This window comes from Kushneria pakistanensis, from assembly GCF_014652795.1.
GTDB lineage: Bacteria > Pseudomonadota > Gammaproteobacteria > Pseudomonadales > Halomonadaceae > Kushneria > Kushneria pakistanensis.
Genome location: NZ_BMZM01000005.1, coordinates 34956 through 59777 on the forward strand (window position 1 = coordinate 34956; position 24822 = coordinate 59777).

Below are 24822 nucleotides of genomic sequence, written 5' to 3' on the forward strand. Positions count from 1 at the left end.
GATTTCACTGCGTCGAAAAATGGGATGCGAACAAGTCAGATGCGATGGCGATCCCGGCGGCCGTGATGGCAGCCGCCAGGGCCGGGTCAGGCCGCCTGATGGCGGCTTTCCATCATGGCCACGAAGCGATCAAACAGCGGTGAAACGTCATGTGGCCCGGGACTGGCTTCCGGGTGCCCCTGAAAGCTGAATGCCGGTGTATCGGTCAACTCGATGCCCTGAAGGGTATTGTCAAACAGTGACCGATGGGTGGCCCGCACATTGGCCGGCAGTGATGCCTCTTCAACGGCGAAACCATGGTTCTGGCTGGTAATCATGACATGGCCGCGATCAATATCCAGCACCGGGTGGTTGGCGCCGTGGTGGCCCTGCTTCATCTTGATGGTCTTCGCACCGCTGGCCAGCGCCAGCAGCTGATGCCCCAGACAGATGCCAAAGACCGGCGTGCCGGTGGCCAGAATTTCCTGAATGGCCTTGATGGCATAGTCGCAGGGCTCCGGGTCACCCGGGCCATTGGCAAGAAAGACACCATCGGGGTTCATCGCCATGACGTCACTGGCCGGCGTCTGCGCCGGTACCACGGTCAGGCGACACCCGCGGCTGGTCAACATGCGAAAGATGTTGTGCTTGGTGCCAAAGTCATAGGCCACCACGTGCCAGGGGCGCTCGCGCTGTCGAAAGTCGGCGTAGCCGGCACTCAGCTGCCATTCACCGTCATGCCATTCATGAATCTCACGGGCACTGGCCTCGCGCGCCAGATCCATGCCCTTGAGGCCGGGAAAGGCGCGCGCCGCCGCCAGTGCACGTGCCACGGCTTCTTCGCCCTGGGCATCCGCACCGGCGACAATGGCGCCGTTCTGGGCCCCCTTGTCACGCAAAAGACGCGTCAGACGACGCGTATCGATATCGGCAATACCCAGAATACCGTGGGCCGCCAGATAGTCATCCAGCGCCCGGACACTGCGGAAATTGCTGACCAGGCGCGGCAGATCGCGAATAACAAGGCCGGCGGCGTGGATGCGATGGGATTCGACATCCTCTTCATTGATGCCGGTGTTGCCGATATGGGGGTAGGTGAGCGTGACAATCTGACGAGAATAGGAAGGGTCAGTCAAAATCTCCTGATATCCCGTCATGGCCGTATTGAAGACCACTTCGCCACTGGTTTCTCCGTCGGCGCCAATGGAGACGCCGTGAAATACGCTGCCATCCTCGAGCGCCAGAATCGCGGGTTTGATCAATGCAACGTCCTCCACAGGGCAAAAGAGACTGTCAGCGAAAGCAACATGCCACAACGCTGACCAGAAAACCGGCCGTCTGGCGACCCCGTCGACCATACCCTTTTGGCGCGCCCTGATTGAAAGCGCGGTCCCGGGCTGCAAAAAAGCGGGACGAAACCCTTAAGGGTTTCATCCCGCTTTTGTTATCGCCATGGTCTGCGGGTTCGACCCGGCCAAATTGTGCCGATAATATCGGATTTCACGCCCGCATGCCATCACACAATGTTCAGGCAGCAGAGCCGTCAGGAAGGGCCTGTTTGAGGCCCAGCACATCCTGCATATCGTAATGGCCTGCCTTTTGATCCATCAGCCAGTGCGCCGCGCGCACGGCACCACGTCCGAAGGTCAGCCGGCTCGACGCCTTGTGGGTAATCTCGATGCGCTCGCCCTCGGCGGCAAACAGCACGGTGTGCTCGCCCACAATGTCGCCGCCACGCACGGTGGAAAAGCCGATTTCGCGCGCGCTTCTGGGACCGATCTGACCTACGCGCTGATAGACGCCATCGGCTTTCAGATCACGCCCCAGCGGCTCGGCGACAGCCCGCCCCATCATCAGTGCCGTGCCCGAAGGGGCATCAACCTTGTGGCGGTGATGGGCCTCGATGATCTCGATATCAAAGCCGGCATCGCCCAGCGCCCGCGCCGCCGTTGCCAGCAGATTAAGCGACAGATTGACGCCGGTACTCATGTTGGCGGCAAACACGAAGGGCACCCGATCTGAAAAGCCTTCAAGGCGCGTCAGTTCTTCCTCACTGAATCCTGTGGTGCCGATCACCATACGCTTGCCATGTGCCGCACACAGCGCCAGATTTTCAAGCGTCAGGGCGGGCGTGGTGAAATCGATCAGCACATCAAAATCATCGATGACCTCCTCGAGACTACCCGAAAGCGTCACGCCCAACCGACCCTGACCGGCCAGCTCGCCGGCATCGGCGCCCTTCAACGAGCTCTCCGGACGTACCACGGCGCCGGTCAATCGAGCCCTCTCGTCACCGCTGACCGCCTCGATCAACATTTTACCCATGCGCCCTGCAGCGCCCATGATGGCGATTCGTGTCACGCCGTCCTCCTGCTCATGTCATGTTCATCATTTGCCTGCACGATTGTCTGCCACTATACCCCATCAGAACAGGCAACCGGATGACCCCATGGCAGACAGACGCATCCACTCCCTCCTTTCTGCAACGGCCCTGGCCCTTTGGCTGGCGCTGCTGCCCGGCTGCACCCGCGCCGGTGTCATCGACCCGGGGGGGCCTCCGGGCGGCTCACGCCCCGAGCGTCTTGAGTGGTGCGGCATGCTGGAGCTGCCGGATCGCATGCCCGATGGCCAACCGCTGGGCGGGCTGTCGGAGCTTGCGTTCGACCCGAAAAGCAACCTTCTATACATGCTTTCCGATCGCGCCCGGCTCTATCGCGCTCGCCCGCATTTTGACGACCAACAACAGTTGAGTCGCCTTGAGCTGCTTGATTCAACACCCCTGCGTGATCACAGCGGGCAGCCGCTTGAAATGCCTTGGGCCGACAGTGAATCCATGGTGTTGACGGAAGACGAGCATGGAGAAAAAGCGCTACTGGTCGGCTTCGAACGCCGCCATCGATTACAGCGCTTCACGCTTGAGGGGAAGCCGCTGGGAGAGGCCATTGTACCTTCGGCGCTGGAAGGTGCCCGTTATAACGGCAGTCTGGAAGCACTGGTCAACCATCCCGGCCACGGCATCATCGCTGGGCTTGAATTTGCATCAGACGGCATGGCCGACAATGAAAGCCGGCTGTTCGCTCTCGACGGCCGCCAGTGGCGCTGGCAACGCCAGAGCAGCAACAGCGGCCTGACCGCCATGGCACCGCTGAATGATGACATCCTGATGCTCGAGCGCGACTTCAAGGTCGGCAGGCCCCTGATCATCTCGCTGCGCCGTGCCCGTATCACGAACGCCTCACCGGACAGCATCATCCCCGGCAACACCATTGCCCGTCTCGCCAGCGACGAAAACTGGCGGCTGGACAATTTTGAAGGCCTGACCCAAATCGGGCCGCAGCGTTATCTGATGGTCAGCGACGACAACTTCAGCTGGCTGCAGCGCTCGCTGCTGGGATGTTTTGATGTTCCTGACGATGCCGGCAAAGGCGCATGACCCTATGCCACGCGCCCGATAGACAGCGCTCAGGCGCTCCCGGCGTTTTCCGCCAGCAATGCCTCGAAGGTACTGACTTCACCACAGCGATCCGGCGCGTAACCTTCCAGTGAGGCTACCTCCGCCAGAAAGCCCCTTGATGCCATATAGGCCAGCAGCGCCTGCATGTTTTCCTGGGCCAGCCGCTCGGTACGACAGACCAGCAGATAGTGCTCGGTGGACAGTGCCACGAAATCGAGCCCGAACTGCCTCGCGGCGGCTTCTACCCCAAAGCCGGCATCGGCCATGCCGGCCGCCACATAGGCCGCGACCGCCGTGTGCGTAAACTCTTCATGACGCGCATCAGGGATAGCGGCCTCATCCACACCGTGCTCCGCCAGCAAAAGATCGAACAGCATGCGGGTACCGGAACGTTCATTGCGATTGATGAACCGCACATCTGCACGCGTGAGATCCGCTACGCTGCGGATTCGATGGCGATCCTCGTGACGCAGCATCAGCCCCTGATGCCGGGTCACAAAGCGAATGATCTTCAGATCCTGCCCCGATAGATAAGGCCGATAGACTGCCAGGACCTTCTCGGCCAGATGTGGCTGTACCGGCACATGCAGGCTGGCCAGGTCACACTCCTCGCGGCGCAGCGCGTCAAGCGCCTCCACGGACGTGCAATAGCGCAGATCCAGCTCACCCGGAAAATCCGGCAGCAGCGCTACGGCATAACCGTGGCTGGCGTGCAGCCGCAGTACGGGATGGGCGCCATCCAGCAGCTGTTGGAGCTGATGATTGAGCTCGGAGGCCATGGTATCGAGCTGTGGCCCCAGCCGCGCACGCACCCGCTGCTCCGACCACAGAAGCTTTTCTCCTAGCGGTGACAGCCGTGTGCCATGGCCGCGACGCATTTCCACCAGCGCCATGCCGAAGAAGGCCTCGCCCCGGTTAAGCAGGTTCCAGGCATGTCGATAGGAAATGTCCGCCGCACTGGCCGCGTGGGTGAGCTTGCCGGTCTCGCGAATACCTGCCAGCAGCATAAACAGCACTGGATCAAGCAGTTCGCCGTCATCGCGATAAAAGCGCCACGCCGGGGCGATATTCAACTTTCCTCTAAGCATTTCTGTTCATATTTTGCCGCCGCATTGAGAGTGCTAGTTTGGTGCCGAACGTGACCCTGACTTAAAGCAGTTATGAATAACGATTCCTATAAGACGATTGGATGAGTGCCGTTGGTGCAGCGCATCAATAGCCCCACCTTCCGACCTGATGAGACCCGGCCATGTCACACGCAAGCTCCCCCGTCGCCGACGCCTGGACGCCGGCGCAACTACAGGCAGTGATTGACGCGTACCAGTCGACACCCGGCGCCATGCTGCCTCTGCTCCACGCCATTCAGGACCGCTTTGGCTTTATTCCCGAAGCGGCGGTGCCATTGATTGCCGAGGCGTTGCGCCACACTCGCGCCGAAGTGCACGGCATCATCAGTTTCTACCATCACTTTCGCACTCATCCGCCGGGACGCAGTGTCATCCAGGTCTGTCGCGCCGAAGCATGTCAGTCCGTCGGCAGCCGTCAGCTGGAGGCACACGTCAAGGCGTCGCTGGGTGTGGACTACCACCAGACCACACCGGACCACGAATTTACGCTGGAGCCGGTCTACTGCCTGGGCAACTGTGCCTGCGGGCCATCCATTCGCGTTAACGACGACGTGTTTGGGCGCATGACGCCCGAGCGGTTCGATCAACTGACGGATGAGCTCTCGGCCACCGTCCTGGAGGTGAAGTGATGGCGATTACCGTTTATGTCCCCCGGGACACGACTGCCAGGGCGCTGGACGCCGACCGGGTCGCAGCACGCATTGAACGCGGTGCAAAAACACGCGGTGTGGACATCAATGTGGTACGCAACGGCTCACGCGGGCTGTTCTACCTGGAACCGCTGGTCGAGGTCGACACCCCCGAGGGTCGCGTCGCGTTTGGCCCGGTCACGCCAGGTGACGTGGAACCACTGCTTGATGCCGGGTTGCTTGAGGGTCGCCAGGATCACACGCTGGCCCTGGGGCTGACCGAGGAGATCGCCTATCTCAAGGGCCAGCAGCGCCTGACCTTCTCGCGCATCGGCATTACTGACCCGGTGTCGATTGAGGACTACACCGCCCTGCGCGGCTTCGAAGGCCTGAAAAAGGCGCTGGCACTCAGTAGTCAGACCATTGTTGATGAGATCAAGACCTCCGGACTGCGGGGCCGGGGTGGCGCGGCCTTCCCGACCGGCATCAAGTGGCAGACCGTGCACGACCAGCCGGCCGGGCAGAAGTACGTGGTCTGCAACGCCGATGAAGGCGACTCCGGCACCTTTGCCGACCGCCTGGTCATGGAATGCGACCCCTACATGCTGATCGAGGGCATGACCATTGCCGGTCTCGCCGCAGGCGCCGATCAGGGTTACATCTATCTGCGCTCCGAATACCCGTTGGCCCACGCCATTCTCAACGAGGCGATCGAGCGCGCCGTGGCTGCCGGCTATCTCGGCAGCAACATCCTCGACAGCGGCCGCGCCTTTCATCTGGAAGTGCGCCTGGGTGCCGGCGCCTATATCTGCGGCGAGGAGACCTCACTGCTGGAAAGTCTTGAAGGCAAGCGTGGGCTGGTACGTGCCAAGCCGCCATTGCCTGCCATAGAAGGGCTTTTTGGCCGCCCGACCGTGGTCAACAACGTGCTGTCACTGGCGGCCGTGCCCTTCATTCTGGATCAGGGTGGACAGGCCTATGCCGACTACGGCATGGGGCGCTCACGCGGCACGCTGGCCATCCAGCTGGCCGGCAACGTCAGGCGTGGTGGGCTGGTGGAACTGGCCTTTGGTACCAGTCTGCGCGAGCTGATGGAGGATTTCGGTGGCGGGACCCTGAGCGGTCGTCCACTCAAGGCCGTACAGGTCGGCGGGCCGCTGGGTGCCTATCTGCCCCAGAGTCAGTGGGACAATCCACTCGACTATGAAGGCTTTGCCGCCTTTGGCGGCGTCGTGGGCCACGGCGGCATCGTGATGTTTGACGACAGTGTCGACATGGGTGACCAGGCCCGTTTTGCCATGGAATTCTGCACTGTCGAATCCTGTGGCAAGTGCACGCCGTGTCGCATCGGCGCGGTGCGCGGCGTGGAGGTCATCGACCGCATTCGTGCCGGTGAAGCACCGGAGAAAAACCTCGTTTTACTGGCGGATCTCTGTGAGACCATGCTCGACGGCTCCCTGTGTGCCATGGGCGGCATGACGCCGTTCCCGGTCCAGAGCGTCATGCAACACTTCCCTGATGATCTGACACCTCGACAGGCCGTAACGGCGGGAGGTACGACATGCTGAACTACTTCGATCCCAAACAATCCGGTGCTCACCAGTTCAACGCAGGACTGGGTGGTGTGGGTGAAGCCCAGAGCACATTCAATCCGGCCTTTTTTGACCGCGATCTGGGCACCCCGGCCAGAATCTCTGAAACGCCGGTTGAGCTGACCATCGACGGCACCGCGATTCGCGTGCCGGAAGGGACCTCGGTCATGCGTGCCGCCGCCATGGCCGGCATCACCATTCCCAGGCTGTGTGCTTCGGACAATCTCGAAGCGTTCGGTTCCTGCCGACTCTGTGCGGTGGAGATCGAAGGGCGACGCGGCATGCCGGCCTCGTGCACCACGCCGGTCACCGAAGGCATGTCGGTCACAACGCAGAACGCCAAAATCGCGAAGCTGCGCCGCAACATAATGGAGCTCTACATCTCCGATCACCCACTGGACTGTCTGACCTGTCCGGCCAACGGTGACTGCGAGCTGCAGGACATGGCCGGCGTGGTGGGGCTTCGCGAGGTGCGCTACGGCTTTGACGGCGCCAACCATCTTGACGCCGAGATTGATGACTCCAACCCCTATTTCAGCTTTGATCCCAGCAAGTGCATCGTCTGCTCACGCTGCGTGCGCGCCTGCGGCGAGGTTCAGGGCACCTTTGCCCTGACCATCGAGGGACGCGGTTTCGACTCGAAAGTGGCCGCCAGCCAGAACGAGCCGTTCATGGATTCCGAGTGCGTTTCCTGCGGCGCCTGCGTGCAGGCCTGCCCCACCTCGACGCTGATGGAGAAAAGCGTGATCGAGGAAGGCGTTCCCGAGCACAGCGTGGTGACTACCTGCGCCTACTGCGGCGTGGGCTGCTCGTTCGAGGCGCAGATGAAGGGCGACAAGCTGGTGCGCATGGTGCCGTACAAGGGCGGCGACGCCAATCACGGCCACTCCTGCGTCAAGGGACGCTTTGCCTTTGGCTACGCCACCCACAAGGACCGCATCCGCGAGCCGATGATTCGCGACTCGATCGATCAGCCCTGGCGGGCGGTCTCCTGGGAGGACGCCATCGGCTTTGCCGCCCGGCGCCTCAGGGAGATTCAGGCGCAGTACGGCCGCGACAGCGTCGGCGGCATCACTTCTTCACGCTGCACCAATGAAGAGACCTATCTGGTCCAGAAGCTGATCCGTGCCGCGCTGGGCAACAACAACACCGATACCTGTGCCCGGGTCTGCCACTCGCCGACCGGCTATGGCCTCAAGACCACGCTGGGCGAATCTGCCGGCACCCAAACCTTTGACTCGGTCATGAAGGCCGACACCATTCTGGTCATTGGCGCCAATCCGACCGATGCCCACCCGGTGTTCGCCTCCCAGATGAAGCGCCGACTGCGCCAGGGCGCGACGCTGATTGTCGCCGACCCGCGCCGCATCGACCTGCTCAGAACGCCCCATGGCGGTCAGGGCCTGCACCTGGCGCTCAAGCCCGGCACCAACGTGGCACTGGTCAATGCACTTGGCCATGTGGTGGTCACCGAAGGCCTTGAGGACACCGACTTCATTGCCCGGCGCTGTGACACCGAAGGCTATCAGCGCTGGCGCACATTTATCTCCGACCCCCGCCATGCACCGGAAGCGGTGGAAGCCGAGACGGGTGTGCCGGCGGCGCGGGTTCGCGAGGCGGCCCGCACTTACGCCAATGCCAACAACGGCGCGATCTATTACGGTCTGGGCGTAACCGAGCATAGCCAGGGCTCCACCACGGTCATGGCGATCGCCAACCTGGCCATGGCGACCGGCAACATCGGTCGGGAAGGCGTCGGGGTCAACCCGCTGCGCGGACAGAACAACGTGCAGGGCTCCTGTGACATGGGCTCGTTCCCGCACGAGCTGCCGGGCTATCAGCATGTCGCTGACCCCGAAATCCGCCAGCGTTTTGAAGCCGTATGGAACGCCACGCTGGATGACGAGCCGGGGCTTCGCATTCCCAACATGTTTGACGCCGCCATCAACGGCACCTTCAAGGCGCTCTACGTACAGGGCGAGGACATTGCGCAGTCCGATCCCAATACCCAGCACGTCGAGTCGGCGCTGTCGTCACTGGACTGTCTGATCGTGCAGGACATCTTCCTCAACGAGACGGCGAAATACGCCCACGTGCTGCTGCCGGGCGCTACCTTCCTCGAGAAGAACGGTACCTTCACCAATGCCGAGCGGCGTATCAACCGCGTGCGCCGCGTCATGCCACCGATCGCCGGCAAGGAAGACTGGGAAGTCACCCAGGATCTGGCCAATGCACTGGGCTATCCCATGCACTACAGCCACCCGTCCGAGATCATGGACGAGATCGCAAGCCTTACGCCGACCTTCACCGGGGTGAGTTATCAAAAGCTTGAGCAACTGGGCAGCATCCAGTGGCCCTGCAATGATGACTATCCGCTGGGCACGCCCACCATGCATGGTGTGGATTTCCCGATCGGCAAGGGTCATTTCGCCATCACCGAGTATGTGGCCACCGAGGAACGCGTCAATCCGCGCTATCCGCTGCTGCTGACCACTGGACGCATTCTCAGTCAGTACAACGTGGGCGCGCAGACACGACGCACCGCCAACAGTGCCTGGCACTCGGAGGACGTGCTGGAGATCCATCCGGTCGATGCCGAGGACCGCGGGCTACGTGACGGTGACTGGCTGGGCATTCGCAGCCGCGTGGGCCATACGGTACTGCGCTGTCTCGTCAGCGACCGCATGGCGCCGGGCGTGGTGTACACCACCTTCCATCACCCGGGCAGCGGCGCCAACGTGATCACGACCGACAATTCCGACTGGGCCACCAACTGTCCCGAGTACAAGGTGACGGCGGTACAGGTCGAGAAGGTCTCGCAACCCTCGTCGTGGCAGCAGCAGTTCCAGCGCTTTGACGAGCGCCAGCAGCGCTATCTGGCCAATGCCGAAACACCGGAGCCGGCGCTCAAATGAGCGCCGCAGGCCACGACCTTACCCGGACTGCGAGGTTGACATGAACGACCCCATTACACCGCTGATCAAGATGATCAATCAGATCAGTCTCAATAATCGCCATCATGAAAATGATGCGGCGGCGGCCGAGCAGATTGCCGGACACCTCAAGAAATTCTGGGCGCGCGACATGAAACGCCAGATTATCGACTATGCCGACAATGACGGCAGTGAGCTCGATGACGTATCAAAAATGGCCATTGCTCGCCTCAAGACCATGTCAGGCGTGGTCAGGGACTGGGAAGAAACCTCCGACGCCGGATAATCTCATTCGACAGTGCAATACTCATGGCCCCGTTCGCATTCTGCCAACGGGGCCATTTCAATTCCGTAACGCCGCCTGGGGCCCTGCGGTGTGAGCGCCCCTTAAAGTATCCTGTTGCCCTCGCCTGTTCAGCGCATTTTCTGGCCCGCACCGCTCGACGGTGTTCATGAAACCTCGCATAATGCCGAAAAATGCAAATGATAAACCTTATCATTGCCCGGAAAGGTGCCTTTCGGTGCCGCATCTGCGGTGTGTCTCTCCCTCTTCTGGCCATTACAATCATCATGAAACGACACCTGCTGTTTACCGCTTTTATAACGTTTGCCCTTCTCTCTTGCGCCGCCCAGGCGAAGGATGTGGTGGTCACCGATGTAGCAGGCCGACAGGTGCACATCGATACACCGATCAAGCGAATGATTCTTGGCGAGGGCCGCCAGATCTACCTGCTCAGCGTACTTCAGCCAGAAACGCCCTTCGAGGGTGTTGTGGGCTGGCGGGAAGATCTTGCCCAGGCTGATCCCGAGACCTATGACGCCTACGCCGCCCGCTTCCCCGAACTCAAAAAAATCCCGACCTTTGGCGGCTTCAAGGATGGCACCTTTGACGTGGAACAGGCCGCTTCCTTGAAACCCGATGTGGTCTTCATGAATATCGAAGCCAAAACCGCCACAGAGGACGCCGGCTATGAAGCCAAGCTGGCGGCGCTGGGCATTCCCATCGTCTATGTCGACTTTCGTGAAGATCCGATCAAGGATACGCCTGCCTCGATCCGACTCATGGGCAGACTTCTGGACAAGGAAGACAAGGCAGAACGCTTCATTGATTTTTCCAACCAGCAGATGGCGCGCGTGACCGATGTCATCGAAAAGGCCCGTCCTGAACGCCCACGCGTGTTCATTGATCGCGCCGGCGGCTACTCTGATGATTGCTGCATGAGCTTTGGCCCGCACAACTTCGGTGACTACGTACGCATCGCCGGCGGGCAAAACATTGCCGATGACATCATCCCCACCACCTTTGGCACGCTCAATCCCGAACAGATCATTGCCTCAAACCCTGAGCAGGTTGTCGTAACCGGCGGTGACTGGGAAGCCTACGTGCCGGGCGGTGCCTGGGTGGGCGTGGGACCGGGTGCCGACACGGCCCAGGCCCGGCGCAAGCTTGAGGCGCTGACGCATCGCACCGCCATGACCGGCATCGATGCCGTCAGGCAGGATCAGGTACATGCCATCTGGCATCAGTTCTACAACAGCCCCTACTACTTTGTCGCAATCCAGCAACTGGCCAAATGGTTCCATCCCGAGCTTTTTGAAGATCTCGATCCCGATGCCACCATGCGCGAGCTTCATGAGCGCTTTTTGCCGCTGACCTACCAGCCAGGATACTGGGTATCGCTTGAGGCGGGCCATGAATAAGCCAACGGCCGCCATGACCTCGCAAGAACAGGGCCGCACCTTCTATCGCGCCATGGTCCTGCGCCGTCAGCTGATTCTGATGGGGCTTCTGGCAGCACTATTTTTAAGCTTCTGCGTCGATCTGGCCCTGGGCCCGGCCCGCTATGATCTGAGCCAGGTGCTGCGTGCGCTGCTCTCGCCCGGCTCGGTCAGCGAGCAGATCAGTGTCATTGTCTGGCAGATCCGCATGCCGGTGGCACTGATGGCCATCGTTGTCGGCGCCAGCCTGTCGATTGCCGGCGCGCAGATGCAGACCATTCTGAGCAATCCTCTGGCCAGCCCCTTTACGCTGGGCATTTCGGCCGGCGCCGGTTTTGGTGCGGCGCTGGCGCTGGCCTTTGGCGTCTCGATCGTTCCGTTCGCAGTGGACTATATCGTCCCGATCAATGCCTTTCTGGTCGCCATGCTGACGGCGCTAATGATTCACCTTTTGAGCATGCGACGTGGCGTGACGATTGAAACCATCGTCCTGCTGGGCATTGCCATGGTGTTTATCTTCAATGCGCTCATGGCGCTGATCCAGTTCTTTGCCAGCCAGCAGGCCCTGTCTGCCGTGGTGTTCTGGACCATGGGCAGTCTGACCAAGGCGACCTGGCCCAAGCTCTGGGTGTCGCTTGCGGTACTGGCAATTGCGATCCCGCTGCTGGCCCGCCACGGCTGGGCATTGACGGCCATGCGACTGGGTGATGCCAAGGCCGAGAGCATGGGTGTACGCCCGCGCCGGCTAAGACTTGAGGTGTTGATGCTGGTGTCACTGCTGGCTTCCGTGTCGGTCGCCTTTGTGGGTACGATCGGCTTTATCGGCCTGGTGGGGCCGCATATTGCGCGAATGCTGGTGGGGGAAGATCAGCGCTTTTTCCTGCCGGCCTCCGCCCTGTGCGGCGCATTGATCCTGTCGGTGGGCTCGGTGATTTCCAAGATGCTGATTCCGGGCACGGTGATTCCTATCGGGATCATCACCTCGCTGGTCGGCATCCCGTTCTTTCTCTTTCTTGTTCTCAACCAGAAGAAATCGACATGGTAAGCCTGACGCTTGAACAGGTAACGGCCCACTACGGCAAGCGTGAAGTGCTCTCCAGCATTACCACGCCGACGCTGTCGGGCGGCCAGGTGGTCGCCCTGCTGGGCCCCAATGCAGCAGGTAAATCCACGCTGTTTCGACGCATTCTGGGGCTGCTTTCCGGGGCGGGGAACGTTCGGATCACGGGCGCACGCTCGGAGCGTCCGGTGGCCTACATGCCTCAGGAAACCCGCATTGATGCTGTATTAAGTGTCTATGAAAGCGTGTTGCTGGCGCGCATGCAGGGGCGACGCCTCAAGGTGCAGCCCGAGGATCTGGCCCAGGTGGATGCGGCACTCGATGAGCTGAATCTTCAGCCGCTGGCCAAACGTGATATCGGGGATCTCAGCGGCGGGCAGCGCCAGCTGGTCAGTGCAGCACAGGCACTGGTACAGGCCCCCGACATCCTGCTGCTCGATGAGCCAACCTCTGCACTGGATCTGCATCGACAGATCGGGCTTTTGAGCGTGCTGCGCCGGCTGGCCGAACAGCGTCAGATGCTGATCGTCGTGGCCCTGCATGACCTCGGCCATGCCCTGCGCTTTGCCGATCAGGCCATGGTACTGGCTGGTGGTGCCTTGAAAGCCTGCGGCCCGACACGGGCCGTGGTCACTTCCGAACTCCTGCGAGAGGTCTATCAGGTTGAAGGGCGTATCGAAAACTGCTCGCGAGGCAGCCCGATGCTTATCGTTGAAACAGCGCTCTGATATCCGGGTCGATAAACTGATGGTGCCTGCGCACTGCGCCACCGATGCATTCGAGTATCAGGCTACTTGAGCACTTCCAGCCTGACCGGGACGACACCACTTTTAATCATTCCAATCTGACCGGCGGCAGCGCGTGAGAGATCAATCACCCGCCCCCTGGAAAAGGGGCCCCGGTCGTTGATGCGCACGACAGCCTGTCGCTGGTTATCCAGATTGGTCACGCGAACCCGGGTACCAAAGGCCAGCGTGCGGTGCGCCGCCGTCATGGCATTTTTGTCATAGCGCTCACCGCTGGCAGTACGTGCACCCTGATGGCGGTCACTGTAATAGGAAGCCTTGCCCGAAGAGGTTGCCCCCGGTGCATCAGACATCTGCTGACCGGCGCACCCGACCAGTCCGAGCAGACACAGCAGCACTACAAGCCACCGCCCCTTTGACCAGCACCTGGCTGGCATCAATCCTGTCGACATGACGTCATGATCTCCATAAAAAACGCACCGCAGTCTATCAGAGCTGCGGTGCGTTTTTTGTAGGGATCAGATCACGGATTTACTGACCCTTTACCTCGATGTCGACCTGAATATTGCCGCGTGTGGCCTTGGAATACGGACACATTTCATGGGCCTGAGCGATCAGCTTTTCCGCCTCGTTCTGGGGCAGAGCGACCTCAGCCGTTAATTTGACCGTCAGATTGTAGTCATGGTTTTCAGCATCCAGTGCCACATGTGCCGAGACGGGAATATCGTCAAGCTTGTGGCCCTGCTGGCGCGCGACACCCATTGCCGCACTGGCAAAACAGGCCGCATAGCCGGCGGCAAAGAGCTGTTCCGGGTTGGTCGCGTCAGTGCCGCTGCCGGGCATGGCGAGATCAACATCAAGAATGCCGTCATCACTTCTGGCATGTCCCTTGCGTCCGCCGGAAACGTTCACGGTGGTTTCATACATGACTGACATGATGCTCTCCCTGTAGTGACAACCTGTGGCAAGCGTAGCTGATACATCCTTTGGGTGCCTGGGCGCGCCAGCAGGCATAAAAAAGCCCTGCCGATAAGCAGGGCTTTTTATTGCATCGATGCAGACCCTACGGGCGCATGTCATCGAAGAACTTTTTCACGCCATCAAACCAGCGGCTCTTGCGCGGCGAGTGGCGCGTATCCGTGCCATCCAGACTCTCCTGGAATTGACGCAGCAGCTGTTTTTGCTCCTCGTCGAGATTGACGGGCGTTTCCAGCACAACCTTGCACATAAGATCGCCAGGCGCGCCGCCACGTACCGGCTTGACGCCCTTGCCACGCAACCTGAAGAGTTTGCCGGTCTGGGTTTCGGCCGGAATGCGCAGCTTGACGCGCCCTTCAAGCGTGGGCACTTCGAGCTCGCCACCCAGCGTTGCATCCACAAAATTGATGGGCACTTCGCAGTAGAGATCACGCCCGTCGCGCTCAAAGATGGCATGCGCCTTGATAGCTACCTGTACATACAGATCGCCGGCAGGGCCACCGTTGACACCGGCTTCACCCTCGCCGTTGAGGCGAATGCGGTCGCCGGTGTCGACGCCGGCCGGAATCTTGACCGACAGGGTACGCGTTTCCTGAATGCGCCCCTCGCCATGACATTTACGACACGGCGTGTCCACGGTCTGCCCCTGACCATGACAGGTCGGACAGGGCTGCTGCACGGCGAAAAAGCCCTGCTGCATGCGGACCTGGCCCATGCCATTACAGGTCGAGCAGGTGCGCTTGCTGGTCCCGGGCTCGGCACTGTCTCCATGACAGCGATCGCACTCTACCAGCCGCGGCACCCGGATATCGACGGTCGTGCCGGCCACGGCCTCTTCCAGGTCGATTTCCAGGTTATAACGCAGATCGCTGCCGCGAGCGGCGCCGCCCGGCCCACGACGGCCGCCGGCACCACCAAAGATGTCGCCAAAAACGTCGCCGAAAATATCGCTGAAGCCACCCGCGCCGCCGGCACCACCGAAGCCGCTACCGCCAAAACCACCGCCCTGACCGTCAACACCGGCATGGCCAAACTGGTCATAGGCAGCCCGCTTGTCGCTGTCGCTCAATACCTCGTAGGCATCGGAGACCTCCCGGAACCTTTCAGCGGCAGTATCATCGTCCGGATTACGGTCAGGATGATATTTCTGCGCCAGTCGCCGGTAGGCCTTCTTGATTTCCTTGTCGTCGGCGCCACGCTCGACGCCGAGGACCTCATAATAGTCACGCTTGGACATGGTTTAACGGATCCTCCGAAGTCTGACACCTGCAAAAACAACGCGGGAGCAAAGCCCCCGCGTTGTACAGATCAGGCGTGAAAGGCCTTACTGCTTTTTCTGGTCGTCGTTGACTTCTTCGTAGTCCGCATCGACCACATCGTCACCGGCCTTCTGGTCACCCTGCGGCTGCTCACCCTGGGGCTGCTCACCCTGCTCGGCGTACATCTTCTGCGCCAGGTTACCGGAGGCTTCTGTCAGAGCATCCAGCTTCGGCTGAATCTGTTCCGGATCATCGCTCTTGATCGCCTCTTCCAGCTCGCTGATGGCGGTCTCGATGCTCTGGCGCTCTTCATCAGAGGCCTTGTCACCAGATTCTTCCAGTGTCTTGCGTGAGGCATGAATCATGCCGTCAGCCTGGTTACGCAGCTGTACCAGCTCTTCGAACTTCTTGTCCTCGGCCTCGTGAGCCTCGGCGTCCCTGACCATCTGATCAATCTCTTCATCGGAGAGACCGCCGGAGGACTTGATGACAATCGACTGTTCCTTGCCGGTCGCCTTGTCCTTCGCCGTGATGTTCAGGATGCCGTTGGCATCGAGATCAAAGGCCACTTCGATCTGCGGCACGCCGCGCGGTGCCGGCGGAATATCGGCCAGATCAAAACGACCCAGTGACTTGTTTTGCGCCGCCTGCTTGCGCTCACCCTGCAGCGCATGGATGGTCACTGCCGTCTGGTTGTCCTCGGCCGTGGAGAAGGTCTGCGTCTTCTTGGTCGGGATCGTGGTGTTCTTTTCGATCAGCGGCGTCATCACACCACCCATCGTTTCGATACCCAGCGTCAGCGGTGTGACGTCAAGCAGCAGTACGTCCTTGACGTCACCGCCCAGTACACCGCCCTGAAGCGCTGCACCCATGGCGACGGCTTCGTCCGGGTTGACGTCCTTGCGAGCGTCCTTGCCAAAGAATTCAGCGACCTTTTGCTGCACCATTGGCATGCGCGTCTGGCCACCGACCAGAATCACGTCATGGATCTCGCTGTTGGAGAGACCGGCGTCCTGCATGGCAGTCTTGCACGGACCGAGCGAGCGCTGTACCAGATCTTCTACCAGCGACTCGAGCTTGGCACGTGTGACCTTGACAGCCAGGTGCTTGGGACCAGTCTGGTCTGCCGTGATGTAGGGCAGGTTGACTTCGGTCTGCTGTGCAGAGGAAAGCTCGATCTTGGCTTTCTCGGCAGCTTCCTTCAGACGCTGCATGGCGAGCGAATCGCCCGACAGGTCGATACCGGAATCGTTCTTGAACTGCTGGACGAGATAGTCGATCAGTTTCAGGTCGAAATCTTCACCGCCCAGGAAGGTGTCACCGTTGGTCGCCAGTACTTCGAACTGCTTTTCGCCATCAACGTCGGCTACTTCGATGATGGAAATATCGAAGGTGCCGCCGCCCAGGTCGTAGACCGCGATGGTACGGTCACCGCCGCTGCGATCCATGCCGTAGGCCAGTGCTGCTGCCGTCGGCTCATTGATGATGCGCTTGACTTCAAGACCGGCAATACGACCGGCATCCTTGGTCGCCTGACGCTGGGAGTCGTTGAAGTAGGCCGGTACGGTGATGACCGCTTCCGTGACCTCTTCGCCAAGATAGTCCTCGGCGGTCTTTTTCATCTTCTTCAGGACTTCAGCGCTGACCTGCGGCGGGGCCATCTTCTTGTCGTTGACCTGCACCCAGGCATCGCCGTTGTCGGCTTCGATGATGCTGTAGGGCACCATCTTGATGTCCTTTTGAACAACGTCATCCTTGAACTTGCGGCCGATCAGACGCTTGACCGCATACAGGGTGTTGTTCGGATTGGTTACGGCCTGACGCTTGGCGGCCTGACCTACCAGTGTCTCGCCGTCATCGGTATAGCCGATGATGGAAGGCGTCGTACGTCCGCCTTCGGCGTTTTCGATTACGCGGGTCTTGTCGCCATCAAGCACAGCCACACAGGAGTTGGTTGTGCCAAGGTCGATACCAATAATGCGTCCCATAGTGTCACCTCGAAAAATCTTCTGAACCAAAAATGCTTTCGATGCGCAGCCAACGCTGCGTGGATGTCTGCCTATGTGTGGGCATTGCGATGCTTTTCAAGACCCCACATGTATCGTTGTCGACAAAAACATCTCTATCAGGCCATCAGGCCTGCTTGCTCACCACGACCATGGCCGGGCGCACCAGGCGGCCGTTGAGCGTGTACCCCTTTTGCATGACATCCATGACCGTATTGGGGTCCATTTGCGGGTTGGGCACCAGCGTCATGGCTTCGTGATACTGGGGGTCAAAGGGCTCACCGTGCGGATCAACCGGCTCGACACCAAATTTTTTCAGCACATCGAGCTGCATCCTGAGCGTCATCGATACCCCTTCACGATGGGTCTCGCTGACATCCTCGCTCATGCTCTCAAGCCCCTTTTCAAGGCTGTCCACAACCGGCAGCAGTTCCTTGACGAACTTCTCAAGTGCAAATTTCTTCGCCTTGTCAGCATCCTGTTCGGCACGTCGGCGTGCATTCTGCGCCTCGGCAGCCGCGCGAACCTGCTGATCCTTTGCCTGTGCCAGCTCCTGCTCAAGTTCTGCCACGCGGGCCGCGAGAATATCGGCTTCCTGATCGCTCTGGCTCATCGCTGCATCGTCATCTGTCTGCAACGCTTCCTCGAGGCCATCAAGGGTGTCCACGTTTTCGGTATCAAGCGATTGCGGCTCGGCGTCTCGCTCGGCGCGCTCGAGTTCTTCATCCTTCGGATCATGCGGCTTGTTGGTCATACCCCACTCCTGACTCGCTGTGTCTGCCTTTTAAGTCATGCCACTCTTGCGCGGGCAGTACGCGACCGGCTGTCAGTGCGTCATCCTGTAGAGCGACATTCATGCTGAAAACTGTTTAACCAAATGGGGCGCTCGGAGCGCGATCTCAAGGCGTGAAGGCGATGAAATTACCAATTCAGGGTATTGAAGCGTGTCAAAAGCCGCTGTATAAAAACACAATCACTGTATATAAAGTCAGTCTTCAACCCACTAAACCCAGCCTTTTGCGATACCGCACACGGGAGTGGCCATGCTGTCTCAGCTATCCATCAGTAACTACGCCATCGTTGAACATCTGGAACTGGATTTCCGGGATGGCATGACGGCCATTACCGGCGAAACCGGTGCCGGCAAGTCCATTCTTCTGGATGCCCTGTCGCTTTGTCTGGGAGACAGAGCCGATGCCGGCAGCGTACGCCATGGTGCAGCAAGAGCTGACCTAGCCGTACGTTTTGATGTCGAAGCGCTACCGGAAGCACGCGCCTGGCTTTCCGAGCGCGACCTGGACAATACAGAATGCCTGCTGCGTCGCTCGGTTACTGCCAACGGGCGTTCAAAGGCGTGGATCAACGGCGTGCCGGCCACACTGGCCGATCTCAAGGCGCTGAGCGAACACCTGATCGATATTTATGGCCAGCATGCTCACCAGACACTGATGCGTGAAGAGACGCACCTGCGTCTTCTGGACGATTTTGCCGGTCACAGTGACGCTGTTGCTACGCTGACCCAGCACTATCGTCAATGGCAGCAGGCCAGTCGCCGGCTACGGGCCGCACGTGAAAGCGGGGATGAGCAACAGGCACGCTGTCAGCTGCTGCGCTATCAGGTGGAGGAGCTCGACATTCTGGCACTGGGTGAAGATGAACTTTCAGCCCTGGAGGATGAACAGACTCGTCTGGCCAATGCCGAAGAGATCATTACCCAGGCACAGTTTGCAGCTGACTGCTGCGATCATGATGAGGATGGCGTACTGCCGCGGCTGGCCCAGGCCAGACAGCGTCTGGAACAGCTGCCCGGCAGTGACAGCGGTGCGCTGGCCAATGTGCTGGCCATGCTCAACGATGCCAGCATTCAATTGCAGGAAGCCGGCTATGAGCTGCACCGTTATGTCGATAGTACCGAGCTGGACCCCGAACGTTTGATGGTGGTCGAGTCACGGCTGGCAGAAATTCATCGCATCGCCCGCAAGCACCATGTCATGCCCGAGGAAGTACCGGCGCTGCATCAACGGCTGCAGAGCGAGCTTTGCGCGCTTCAGGATGACGGGGAAGACCTGGAAACGCTGGTAAAGATGACAGAAACGGCGCGCAACGCCTGGCGCGAGCTGGCCCGCCAGATTTCCGAGCAGCGTATGGAAGCCGCACGCCGCATGGGTGAGGAAGTGCAGTCCCAGCTGGCCTTTCTGGGCATGGAAAAGGCAGGTTTTGCCGTTGATGTTGCGCGCAGAGACACTGCTCAGCCCGAGGGCATGGATCGGGTCAGCTTTTTGATCAGCGCCAATCCCGGTCAGCCGGCCCGGGCATTGACGCGGGTGGCCTCAGGAGGCGAGCTTTCTCGCGTCAGCCTGGCCATTCAGGTGGTGGCAGCCCAACACAGCACCATACCGACTCTTGTCTTTGATGAAGTGGATGTCGGGATTTCAGGCGCCACAGCAGAGATTGTCGGTCAGTTGCTGCGCCAGCTGGGCAGCCAGGGTCAGATCCTTTGTGTCACGCATCTGCCTCAGGTCGCGGCACAGGGTCATCAGCATCTGCATATTGAAAAGCAGGCAGATGAGCGAACCACTCATACCACCATGGCGCTGCTTGATGAGGGCGGGCGTGTACGGGAGCTGGCGCGCATGCTGGGAGGCGTACATCTTTCAGAGCGCACGCTGGCTCATGCTCGCGAAATGCTGGACGTCAGCCAGCGCTCGCCACATTAAGTAAACAAGGTAACGTCAGACATCAAAACGCCGCGAATATTCGCGGCGTTTTCATGATCACCCCTGTCTGCGCGGGCTCTTGTCAACGGCGGTTGCCGCCGTCCTGTCGCGTAGCACTGGAGCCCTTGGGGCGCACGTATAATACCAGCGCGTGATCAACCAGCTCGTAGCCACGCTCTTCGGCAAGCTCACGCTGACGCCGTTCGATATCGCGATCAAAGAACTCAACGACTTCGCCGGTCTCAAGGCATAGCATATGATCGTGATGCTCTTCCTGAGACATCTCGAATACGGCATGGCCGCCGTCGAAATTATGGCGTACAACAAGTCCTGCGGATTCAAACTGTGTCAGTACACGATAAACGGTGGCCAGACCGACGTCTTCACCGGAATCCAGCAGCGCCTTGTAGACGTCTTCGGCGCTCATGTGCAGATCCTCTTCCCGAGTTGCCTCGAGGATCTGAAGGATTTTTACGCGTGGCAGGGTCACCTTGAGCCCCGCCTTGCGTAACTCCTGATTTCTATCGGCCATGGTAGCTCTTCGCAGTCTCTGGATGTATCGGGTATGATCGATCAAGGCAAACGATAGGGAAAGTCCCAGGCAAATGCAAAACACGCTCAAGCTTATAATTTTTTCTTTTTTGGTCAGTCTGTTAGCAGCATGCGTATACAAGCGCGACCTGCCACAGGGCAATCTCATCACCCCCGATATGGTGTCGCAATTACAGCCCGGCATGAGCCGTCAGCAGGTGGTACAGGTCATGGGTAGCCCCCTGATGTACAACGCCTTTGACGATGCAAGCTGGAACTATGTCTATCGGCTGAAAGATGCTGATGACAATATCACTGAAAAGCAGGTTTCGCTCGTCTTTAATGGCAATCAACTGGCCGACATTCAGACATCCGGTGATATTGATGCCAACGTACACGGTCAGCAGCGCGACGCACCTGCCTCTGCTGCCGCTGCGGGGCCGGGAGAGGCGATATCACCCATGGGCAGCCCCACGTCAAACCCTGAAGGCGGCGCTGCTGACCCCACTTTGTAAGCAACCACAGGACAGGTGGCTTTCAGTCCTTTCGTCGGGCTCGCGCCCGACGAGCCTGTTTCGGATCGATCTGAAGTGGTCTGTATATCTCGATACGCTCTCCCTGACGCACTGTCTGTTCAGCAGGCGCCCTGACATGTTCACCGAATATCCCCAGTTGCAAGGCATGAAGGGGTATTGCGGCCAGCTCGTCTACCCGTCCGCAAAATCCTGAAGCCTCAAGCACTGACAAGACGGTTGAGCCATAAGGCACGGTAACGCTTTCCAGGTATTGTCTTTCCGAAGTCGCCCAGGCGATTTCACAGGTGATGTCTGCTGCTTCCTTTTGCATCAACGTCCGTACACCCTGTCTGCCCGCTCAATAAAGGCATCCACCAGATGGCCCGCCAATTGATTGAAAAGACGCCCAAAGGCCATCCCCAATAGACGGTTGGAAAACTCGAACTCCAGATGCAGCTCTACTCGACAGGAGCGCTCATCAAGGGCCACAAACTTCCAGTAACCTTCAAAACGCTTAAAAGGGCCGCTGGCTAGAGTAAGGTCGATACGATCAAAGGGCTTGAGCGCATTGTGGGTACGAAAGGTCTGCTCGATCCCTCCCTTGCCCAGGGTAAGCTCACCCACCAGATGCTGCTCCCCCTTTTCTACCGTGCGCGCATTACGGCAATTGGGAAGGAACTCGGGGTAGCGTTCGAAATCATTTACCAGATCAAACATCTGCTGATCGGTGTGTCGCACCATCGCGGAGCGATCAACGGTGGGCATGCCCTTCTCCCATGACGCAGGCACGCACAGCGCGTACCATGGTTGACGTTTGTTCACACATGCTTGAATGATATCACGCCTCCCCCCATTTTAAGGTGAGTACGCGCATGTGATGCATTGCATGATTCCTACAGTCAAGGAGATGACATTTCGATGGGCAAGAAGAAACACCAGCCCTCAGGCAATCTGATTGCCCAGAACCGCAAGGCGCGCCACGAATATCACATCGAGGAAAGCTTTGAAGCAGGGCTCGCGCTGTCAGGATGGGAAGTCAAGAGCCTGCGCGCCGGCAAGGCACAGCTGACGGATACCTATATTCTGGTACGTCGTGGCGAGGCGTGGCTCATGGGCGCTCATTTTACGCCCCTGAACACCACCAGTACGCACGAAGTGGCCGAGCCTGCCCGCACGCGCAAACTGCTGCTGCATAGAAAGGAAATTGCCAAAATCTTTTCACGCACCCAAGACAAGGGGCATACCTGTGTGCCATTGAGACTTTACTGGAAAGGGCATCTGGTCAAGTGCGAGCTGGCATTGGTAGTGGGCAAGCAAAAGCATGACAAGCGGGAAACCGAAAAACAACGGGATTGGCAGCGCCAGAAGGCACGCGTCGTTCGCGAACAACGCTAGCCCTGAAAGCTAGCTCGCACAGCAACAACAAAATCGAAAAACATGATATCCGTCGTTGATTGGCGCCAGCACTGATTGTTGCTATAATCTTTCAGTGATCTGGGGGCGTTATGGATTCGACGCCGGTTGCAGATCCTGAGGTGCATGCCGAGAGCGTAACGTATCTCGTAAATACCACGTTACTCTAAAATAGTCGCAAACGACGAAAACTATGCTCAAGAGGGCGCGCTGGCAGCTTAAACCCTGCTGGTAACCTTCTTACCCCGAAGCGATGTGCCTGTTCATCGTAACGGGGCTATGAGCTACAGCTGACAGGATCGTGGTTGGCTTTGTTCTCGCGTCAACCGTTAAACCTTAGAGAGCCCGCTGTATCGGATCCTGCTCGTCGGAGCCGATACGGTTGAACCAAAAGACGAAACTAAGCATGTAGAGCTGATGGACGAGTGCCGGCGGACGGGGGTTCAACTCCCCCCGCCTCCACCAAACATCAAAAAAGCCGCTGATCATTCAGCGGCTTTTTTTGTTTTTTATTCTATGATTAACGACACAAGGCAAGATATTTAAACATATTAATTTAATCGAACCTCGCATTAATAAGAAATTTTCATTGTATCGGGATTAACTGCAGGTATTTATATATTTCTATATAGCCGGTTTATCTACACCCTTTTATTAAAATGCACATCGTTATTTCTTAAGATATTGAAAATTTATCCTAATGGTACTGTGCTACCGCGTATCAACCGCTTCAAAAGGCGCTCGTCGTCGCTTTGCGCGTTCCAGCCTACCTGCCAGGACGCCCTAAACGATTTAATGTTCCAGATGATCAAAACCGTTTTTTAATTGCCCTGGTTGGCAGCAGTAATTATGCAGGAAGTAACAAAAAGCACACAAAGCGACTTGCGGCACCACTTCGGCACATCTTAGTGGCGAACACACTGCCAACATTACGTTATCGCAGCCAATGCATATCGGAATGATGTTTTTCATGAATGACCTCGTATCATTTTTCAGATCAAACTGAAAAATGATACGAATACCTTCATATACTGGCTCAGCGGCTTTTGGTCGTTTGTCAGCTGGCAAGGTTGTTCATGGCCAACGCAGCACATCACTTCCGATACACCAGCCTGATTCACAGGCAGCTGTATCGCAGGGTATCCAAGAATGAAGGAGGGCATATGCCCAGGGCCGTAAAAAACCTGTTTGCCGACTCGCTGACGGCTGAATCGGAGCCTCAAATGGAAAAGCAGGACAGCAGGGTTGTCGAAGCGGAGAAAAAGGACCGCATCGAAGAATTCCTGCGTCTGGCGCGTCGCAGCATCATGAATGTCCTCCCTGACAAGTGGCATACGGCGCTTCGCTATCGACGCGTATTCGGCGAATTCCCTGACCTGAAAAATCCGCGCACCTTTAATGAAAAGATCTGCTATCGCAAGATCAATCCTCAGCCCATTTATTCAATTCTCAGCGACAAGATTGCAGCGCGTGATTATGTGGCGCACACCATTGGCGAACAATATCTTGTGCCCTGCTACGCAATAGAATCAGAGCCTACGCCGGCCACCTATTCAGCACTGCCGGAAAGCTTTGTCATGAAAGCCAATCATGGCTTTGGCTACAATCTGCTCGTTCGCAACAAGGCTGACCATCCGTTCCCTCAGATCTATAATCTGGGACAACACTGGCTGGGGCAGGATTTCTACGATGTCTGTCGAGAAGCTCACTATCGTGAGATCAAGCCTCGCCTGATCTTTGAAAAACTGCTTCTGGATGACCTTGGCAACATTCCCAAGGACTTCAAGTTTCATTGCTTTCAGCGCGAAGGCGAAGATCCGGTTGTTTTTATCGAAGTCACTCATGACCGCTTTACCAACTACAAGGTCGATTTCTACAACCAGCACTGGGAGCTGGTAGAGATCCGTCGCTCGGAAGTCAGCACCGGACAGGCCATGCCCCGCCCTCAGCAACTTGATGAAGCGCTTGAACTGGCGCTCAAGCTTGCCAACGGTTTTTCTTATGTCCGAGTGGATTTTTACCTGGTGGGCGATGCCATTTACTTCGGCGAAATGACCTTTACGCCTACTGCGGGACTGACAAAATTCAAGGATCGCGAAACCGACCGCCAGTGGGGCACTCTGTTCGACATTTAGGTCGTCTACCCCGACATGGCAATCCACTT

At 58.6% G+C, this 24822-nt stretch carries 23 protein-coding genes and 1 other RNA gene; 13 read left to right on the forward strand and 11 right to left on the reverse strand.

Annotated elements, in window-relative coordinates:
• Positions 1–86: 86 nt before the first annotated feature.
• Together carA and dapB are read right to left on the reverse strand one after the other, a co-directional pair.
• A complete protein-coding gene (gene carA, locus IE123_RS15535) occupies positions 87–1241 on the reverse strand; it encodes a glutamine-hydrolyzing carbamoyl-phosphate synthase small subunit (protein WP_189519915.1) in 1155 nt (384 codons plus the stop codon).
• A gap of 265 nt (positions 1242–1506) precedes the next feature.
• A complete protein-coding gene (gene dapB / locus IE123_RS15540; protein WP_189519918.1) occupies positions 1507–2340 on the reverse strand; it encodes a 4-hydroxy-tetrahydrodipicolinate reductase in 834 nt (277 codons plus the stop codon).
• 88 nt (positions 2341–2428) lie between these two features.
• Between dapB and IE123_RS15545 the strand changes: the two genes are divergently transcribed.
• A complete protein-coding gene (locus IE123_RS15545) occupies positions 2429–3412 on the forward strand; it encodes an esterase-like activity of phytase family protein (protein ID WP_189519920.1) in 984 nt (327 codons plus the stop codon).
• A 29-nt stretch (positions 3413–3441) separates the two neighbouring features.
• Here IE123_RS15545 and IE123_RS15550 read toward each other — a convergent pair whose 3' ends face one another.
• On the reverse strand, positions 3442–4521 hold the full coding sequence (locus IE123_RS15550; protein ID WP_189519922.1) for a substrate-binding domain-containing protein: 1080 nt from the start codon (positions 4519–4521) through the stop codon (positions 3442–3444).
• Positions 4522–4682: 161 nt separating this feature from the next.
• Between IE123_RS15550 and IE123_RS15555 the strand changes: the two genes are divergently transcribed.
• From IE123_RS15555 to IE123_RS15585, 7 genes are all read left to right on the forward strand, one after another.
• Positions 4683–5189, forward strand: coding sequence for a formate dehydrogenase subunit gamma (locus IE123_RS15555; protein WP_189519924.1), 507 nt, complete (start codon positions 4683–4685; stop codon positions 5187–5189).
• Positions 5189–6757, forward strand: a complete 1569-nt coding sequence (locus IE123_RS15560; RefSeq protein WP_189519926.1) for a formate dehydrogenase beta subunit — start codon at positions 5189–5191, stop codon at positions 6755–6757. Before IE123_RS15555 ends, IE123_RS15560 begins: the two co-directional genes overlap by 1 nt.
• A complete protein-coding gene (fdhF, locus tag IE123_RS15565; protein ID WP_189519929.1) occupies positions 6751–9696 on the forward strand; it encodes a formate dehydrogenase subunit alpha in 2946 nt (981 codons plus the stop codon). The genes IE123_RS15560 and fdhF overlap by 7 nt, the downstream gene beginning before the upstream one ends.
• A gap of 40 nt (positions 9697–9736) precedes the next feature.
• On the forward strand, positions 9737–10000 hold the full coding sequence (locus tag IE123_RS15570) for a formate dehydrogenase subunit delta (protein WP_189519931.1): 264 nt from the start codon (positions 9737–9739) through the stop codon (positions 9998–10000).
• Positions 10001–10284: 284 nt separating this feature from the next.
• The gene (locus IE123_RS15575) at positions 10285–11415 is read left to right on the forward strand and encodes an ABC transporter substrate-binding protein (RefSeq protein WP_189519933.1); all 1131 of its coding nucleotides are present in this window, start codon (positions 10285–10287) and stop codon (positions 11413–11415) included.
• Complete coding sequence (locus tag IE123_RS15580) at positions 11408–12478, forward strand: FecCD family ABC transporter permease (RefSeq protein WP_189519935.1); 1071 nt, start codon at positions 11408–11410, stop codon at positions 12476–12478. Before IE123_RS15575 ends, IE123_RS15580 begins: the two co-directional genes overlap by 8 nt.
• The gene (locus IE123_RS15585) at positions 12472–13221 is read left to right on the forward strand and encodes an ABC transporter ATP-binding protein (protein ID WP_189519937.1); all 750 of its coding nucleotides are present in this window, start codon (positions 12472–12474) and stop codon (positions 13219–13221) included. The genes IE123_RS15580 and IE123_RS15585 overlap by 7 nt, the downstream gene beginning before the upstream one ends.
• A gap of 62 nt (positions 13222–13283) precedes the next feature.
• Here IE123_RS15585 and IE123_RS15590 read toward each other — a convergent pair whose 3' ends face one another.
• The 5 genes from IE123_RS15590 to grpE all read right to left on the reverse strand — a co-directional run bounded on the left by IE123_RS15590 (position 13284) and on the right by grpE (position 18236).
• Positions 13284–13691: a septal ring lytic transglycosylase RlpA family protein gene (locus IE123_RS15590; protein WP_229819814.1), complete on the reverse strand. Its 408-nt coding sequence runs from the start codon at positions 13689–13691 to the stop codon at positions 13284–13286.
• Between the two features lie 79 nt (positions 13692–13770).
• The gene (locus IE123_RS15595) at positions 13771–14175 is read right to left on the reverse strand and encodes an Ohr family peroxiredoxin (RefSeq protein WP_189519939.1); all 405 of its coding nucleotides are present in this window, start codon (positions 14173–14175) and stop codon (positions 13771–13773) included.
• Positions 14176–14302: 127 nt separating this feature from the next.
• Positions 14303–15454 carry a molecular chaperone DnaJ gene (dnaJ, locus tag IE123_RS15600; protein ID WP_189519941.1) on the reverse strand — a complete coding sequence of 384 codons (1152 nt, stop codon included), beginning with the start codon at positions 15452–15454 and terminating at the stop codon, positions 14303–14305.
• 87 nt (positions 15455–15541) lie between these two features.
• On the reverse strand, positions 15542–17464 hold the full coding sequence (gene dnaK / locus IE123_RS15605; RefSeq protein WP_189519943.1) for a molecular chaperone DnaK: 1923 nt from the start codon (positions 17462–17464) through the stop codon (positions 15542–15544).
• A gap of 145 nt (positions 17465–17609) precedes the next feature.
• Positions 17610–18236, reverse strand: a complete 627-nt coding sequence (gene grpE / locus IE123_RS15610) for a nucleotide exchange factor GrpE (protein ID WP_189519945.1) — start codon at positions 18234–18236, stop codon at positions 17610–17612.
• 289 nt (positions 18237–18525) lie between these two features.
• Here grpE and recN point away from each other — a divergent pair, with 289 nt between their 5' ends.
• Positions 18526–20199, forward strand: a complete 1674-nt coding sequence (recN, locus tag IE123_RS15615; RefSeq protein ID WP_189519947.1) for a DNA repair protein RecN — start codon at positions 18526–18528, stop codon at positions 20197–20199.
• An 82-nt stretch (positions 20200–20281) separates the two neighbouring features.
• On the opposite strand, the gene fur is transcribed toward recN, so the two are convergent.
• Positions 20282–20731: a ferric iron uptake transcriptional regulator gene (fur, locus tag IE123_RS15620; protein WP_090136096.1), complete on the reverse strand. Its 450-nt coding sequence runs from the start codon at positions 20729–20731 to the stop codon at positions 20282–20284.
• Positions 20732–20804: 73 nt separating this feature from the next.
• Here fur and IE123_RS15625 point away from each other — a divergent pair, with 73 nt between their 5' ends.
• Complete coding sequence (locus IE123_RS15625) at positions 20805–21245, forward strand: outer membrane protein assembly factor BamE (RefSeq protein ID WP_189519948.1); 441 nt, start codon at positions 20805–20807, stop codon at positions 21243–21245.
• A 22-nt stretch (positions 21246–21267) separates the two neighbouring features.
• Here the strand turns inward: IE123_RS15625 and IE123_RS16350 are convergent, their stop codons facing one another.
• Both IE123_RS16350 and IE123_RS15635 read right to left on the reverse strand, forming a co-directional pair.
• A complete protein-coding gene (locus IE123_RS16350) occupies positions 21268–21576 on the reverse strand; it encodes an RnfH family protein (protein WP_189519950.1) in 309 nt (102 codons plus the stop codon).
• Positions 21576–22010, reverse strand: a complete 435-nt coding sequence (locus tag IE123_RS15635; RefSeq protein WP_189519952.1) for a type II toxin-antitoxin system RatA family toxin — start codon at positions 22008–22010, stop codon at positions 21576–21578. Before IE123_RS15635 ends, IE123_RS16350 begins: the two co-directional genes overlap by 1 nt.
• Before the next feature lie 153 nt (positions 22011–22163).
• Here IE123_RS15635 and smpB point away from each other — a divergent pair, with 153 nt between their 5' ends.
• The 3 genes from smpB (at position 22164) to IE123_RS15650 (ending at position 24793) form a co-directional block, all read left to right on the forward strand.
• The gene (smpB, locus tag IE123_RS15640) at positions 22164–22640 is read left to right on the forward strand and encodes an SsrA-binding protein SmpB (protein ID WP_189519954.1); all 477 of its coding nucleotides are present in this window, start codon (positions 22164–22166) and stop codon (positions 22638–22640) included.
• 101 nt (positions 22641–22741) lie between these two features.
• Positions 22742–23123: a transfer-messenger RNA gene (gene ssrA, locus IE123_RS15645) on the forward strand.
• Positions 23124–23821: 698 nt separating this feature from the next.
• Positions 23822–24793, forward strand: coding sequence for an ATP-grasp fold amidoligase family protein (locus IE123_RS15650; RefSeq protein ID WP_189519956.1), 972 nt, complete (start codon positions 23822–23824; stop codon positions 24791–24793).
• Positions 24794–24822 lie beyond the last annotated feature (29 nt).

What these genes read in the sequence shown, in the direction of transcription:
- IE123_RS15635 (WP_189519952.1), bottom strand. Translation starts at nt 22,010, where the DNA reads ATGCCCACCGTTGATCGCTCCGCGATGGTGCGACACACCGATCAGCAG.
- IE123_RS15550 (WP_189519922.1), bottom strand. Translation starts at nt 4,521, where the DNA reads ATGCTTAGAGGAAAGTTGAATATCGCCCCGGCGTGGCGCTTTTATCGC.
- IE123_RS15575 (WP_189519933.1), top strand. Translation starts at nt 10,285, where the DNA reads ATGAAACGACACCTGCTGTTTACCGCTTTTATAACGTTTGCCCTTCTC.
- fdhF (WP_189519929.1), top strand. Translation starts at nt 6,751, where the DNA reads ATGCTGAACTACTTCGATCCCAAACAATCCGGTGCTCACCAGTTCAAC.
- dnaK (WP_189519943.1), bottom strand. Translation starts at nt 17,464, where the DNA reads ATGGGACGCATTATTGGTATCGACCTTGGCACAACCAACTCCTGTGTG.
- IE123_RS15585 (WP_189519937.1), top strand. Translation starts at nt 12,472, where the DNA reads ATGGTAAGCCTGACGCTTGAACAGGTAACGGCCCACTACGGCAAGCGT.
- dnaJ (WP_189519941.1), bottom strand. Translation starts at nt 15,454, where the DNA reads ATGTCCAAGCGTGACTATTATGAGGTCCTCGGCGTCGAGCGTGGCGCC.
- IE123_RS16350 (WP_189519950.1), bottom strand. Translation starts at nt 21,576, where the DNA reads ATGCAAAAGGAAGCAGCAGACATCACCTGTGAAATCGCCTGGGCGACT.
- smpB (WP_189519954.1), top strand. Translation starts at nt 22,164, where the DNA reads ATGGGCAAGAAGAAACACCAGCCCTCAGGCAATCTGATTGCCCAGAAC.
- IE123_RS15545 (WP_189519920.1), top strand. Translation starts at nt 2,429, where the DNA reads ATGGCAGACAGACGCATCCACTCCCTCCTTTCTGCAACGGCCCTGGCC.
- grpE (WP_189519945.1), bottom strand. Translation starts at nt 18,236, where the DNA reads ATGACCAACAAGCCGCATGATCCGAAGGATGAAGAACTCGAGCGCGCC.
- IE123_RS15560 (WP_189519926.1), top strand. Translation starts at nt 5,189, where the DNA reads ATGGCGATTACCGTTTATGTCCCCCGGGACACGACTGCCAGGGCGCTG.
- IE123_RS15570 (WP_189519931.1), top strand. Translation starts at nt 9,737, where the DNA reads ATGAACGACCCCATTACACCGCTGATCAAGATGATCAATCAGATCAGT.
- fur (WP_090136096.1), bottom strand. Translation starts at nt 20,731, where the DNA reads ATGGCCGATAGAAATCAGGAGTTACGCAAGGCGGGGCTCAAGGTGACC.
- IE123_RS15650 (WP_189519956.1), top strand. Translation starts at nt 23,822, where the DNA reads ATGCCCAGGGCCGTAAAAAACCTGTTTGCCGACTCGCTGACGGCTGAA.
- IE123_RS15625 (WP_189519948.1), top strand. Translation starts at nt 20,805, where the DNA reads ATGCAAAACACGCTCAAGCTTATAATTTTTTCTTTTTTGGTCAGTCTG.
- IE123_RS15555 (WP_189519924.1), top strand. Translation starts at nt 4,683, where the DNA reads ATGTCACACGCAAGCTCCCCCGTCGCCGACGCCTGGACGCCGGCGCAA.
- IE123_RS15580 (WP_189519935.1), top strand. Translation starts at nt 11,408, where the DNA reads ATGAATAAGCCAACGGCCGCCATGACCTCGCAAGAACAGGGCCGCACC.
- IE123_RS15595 (WP_189519939.1), bottom strand. Translation starts at nt 14,175, where the DNA reads ATGTCAGTCATGTATGAAACCACCGTGAACGTTTCCGGCGGACGCAAG.
- recN (WP_189519947.1), top strand. Translation starts at nt 18,526, where the DNA reads ATGCTGTCTCAGCTATCCATCAGTAACTACGCCATCGTTGAACATCTG.
- IE123_RS15590 (WP_229819814.1), bottom strand. Translation starts at nt 13,691, where the DNA reads ATGTCGACAGGATTGATGCCAGCCAGGTGCTGGTCAAAGGGGCGGTGG.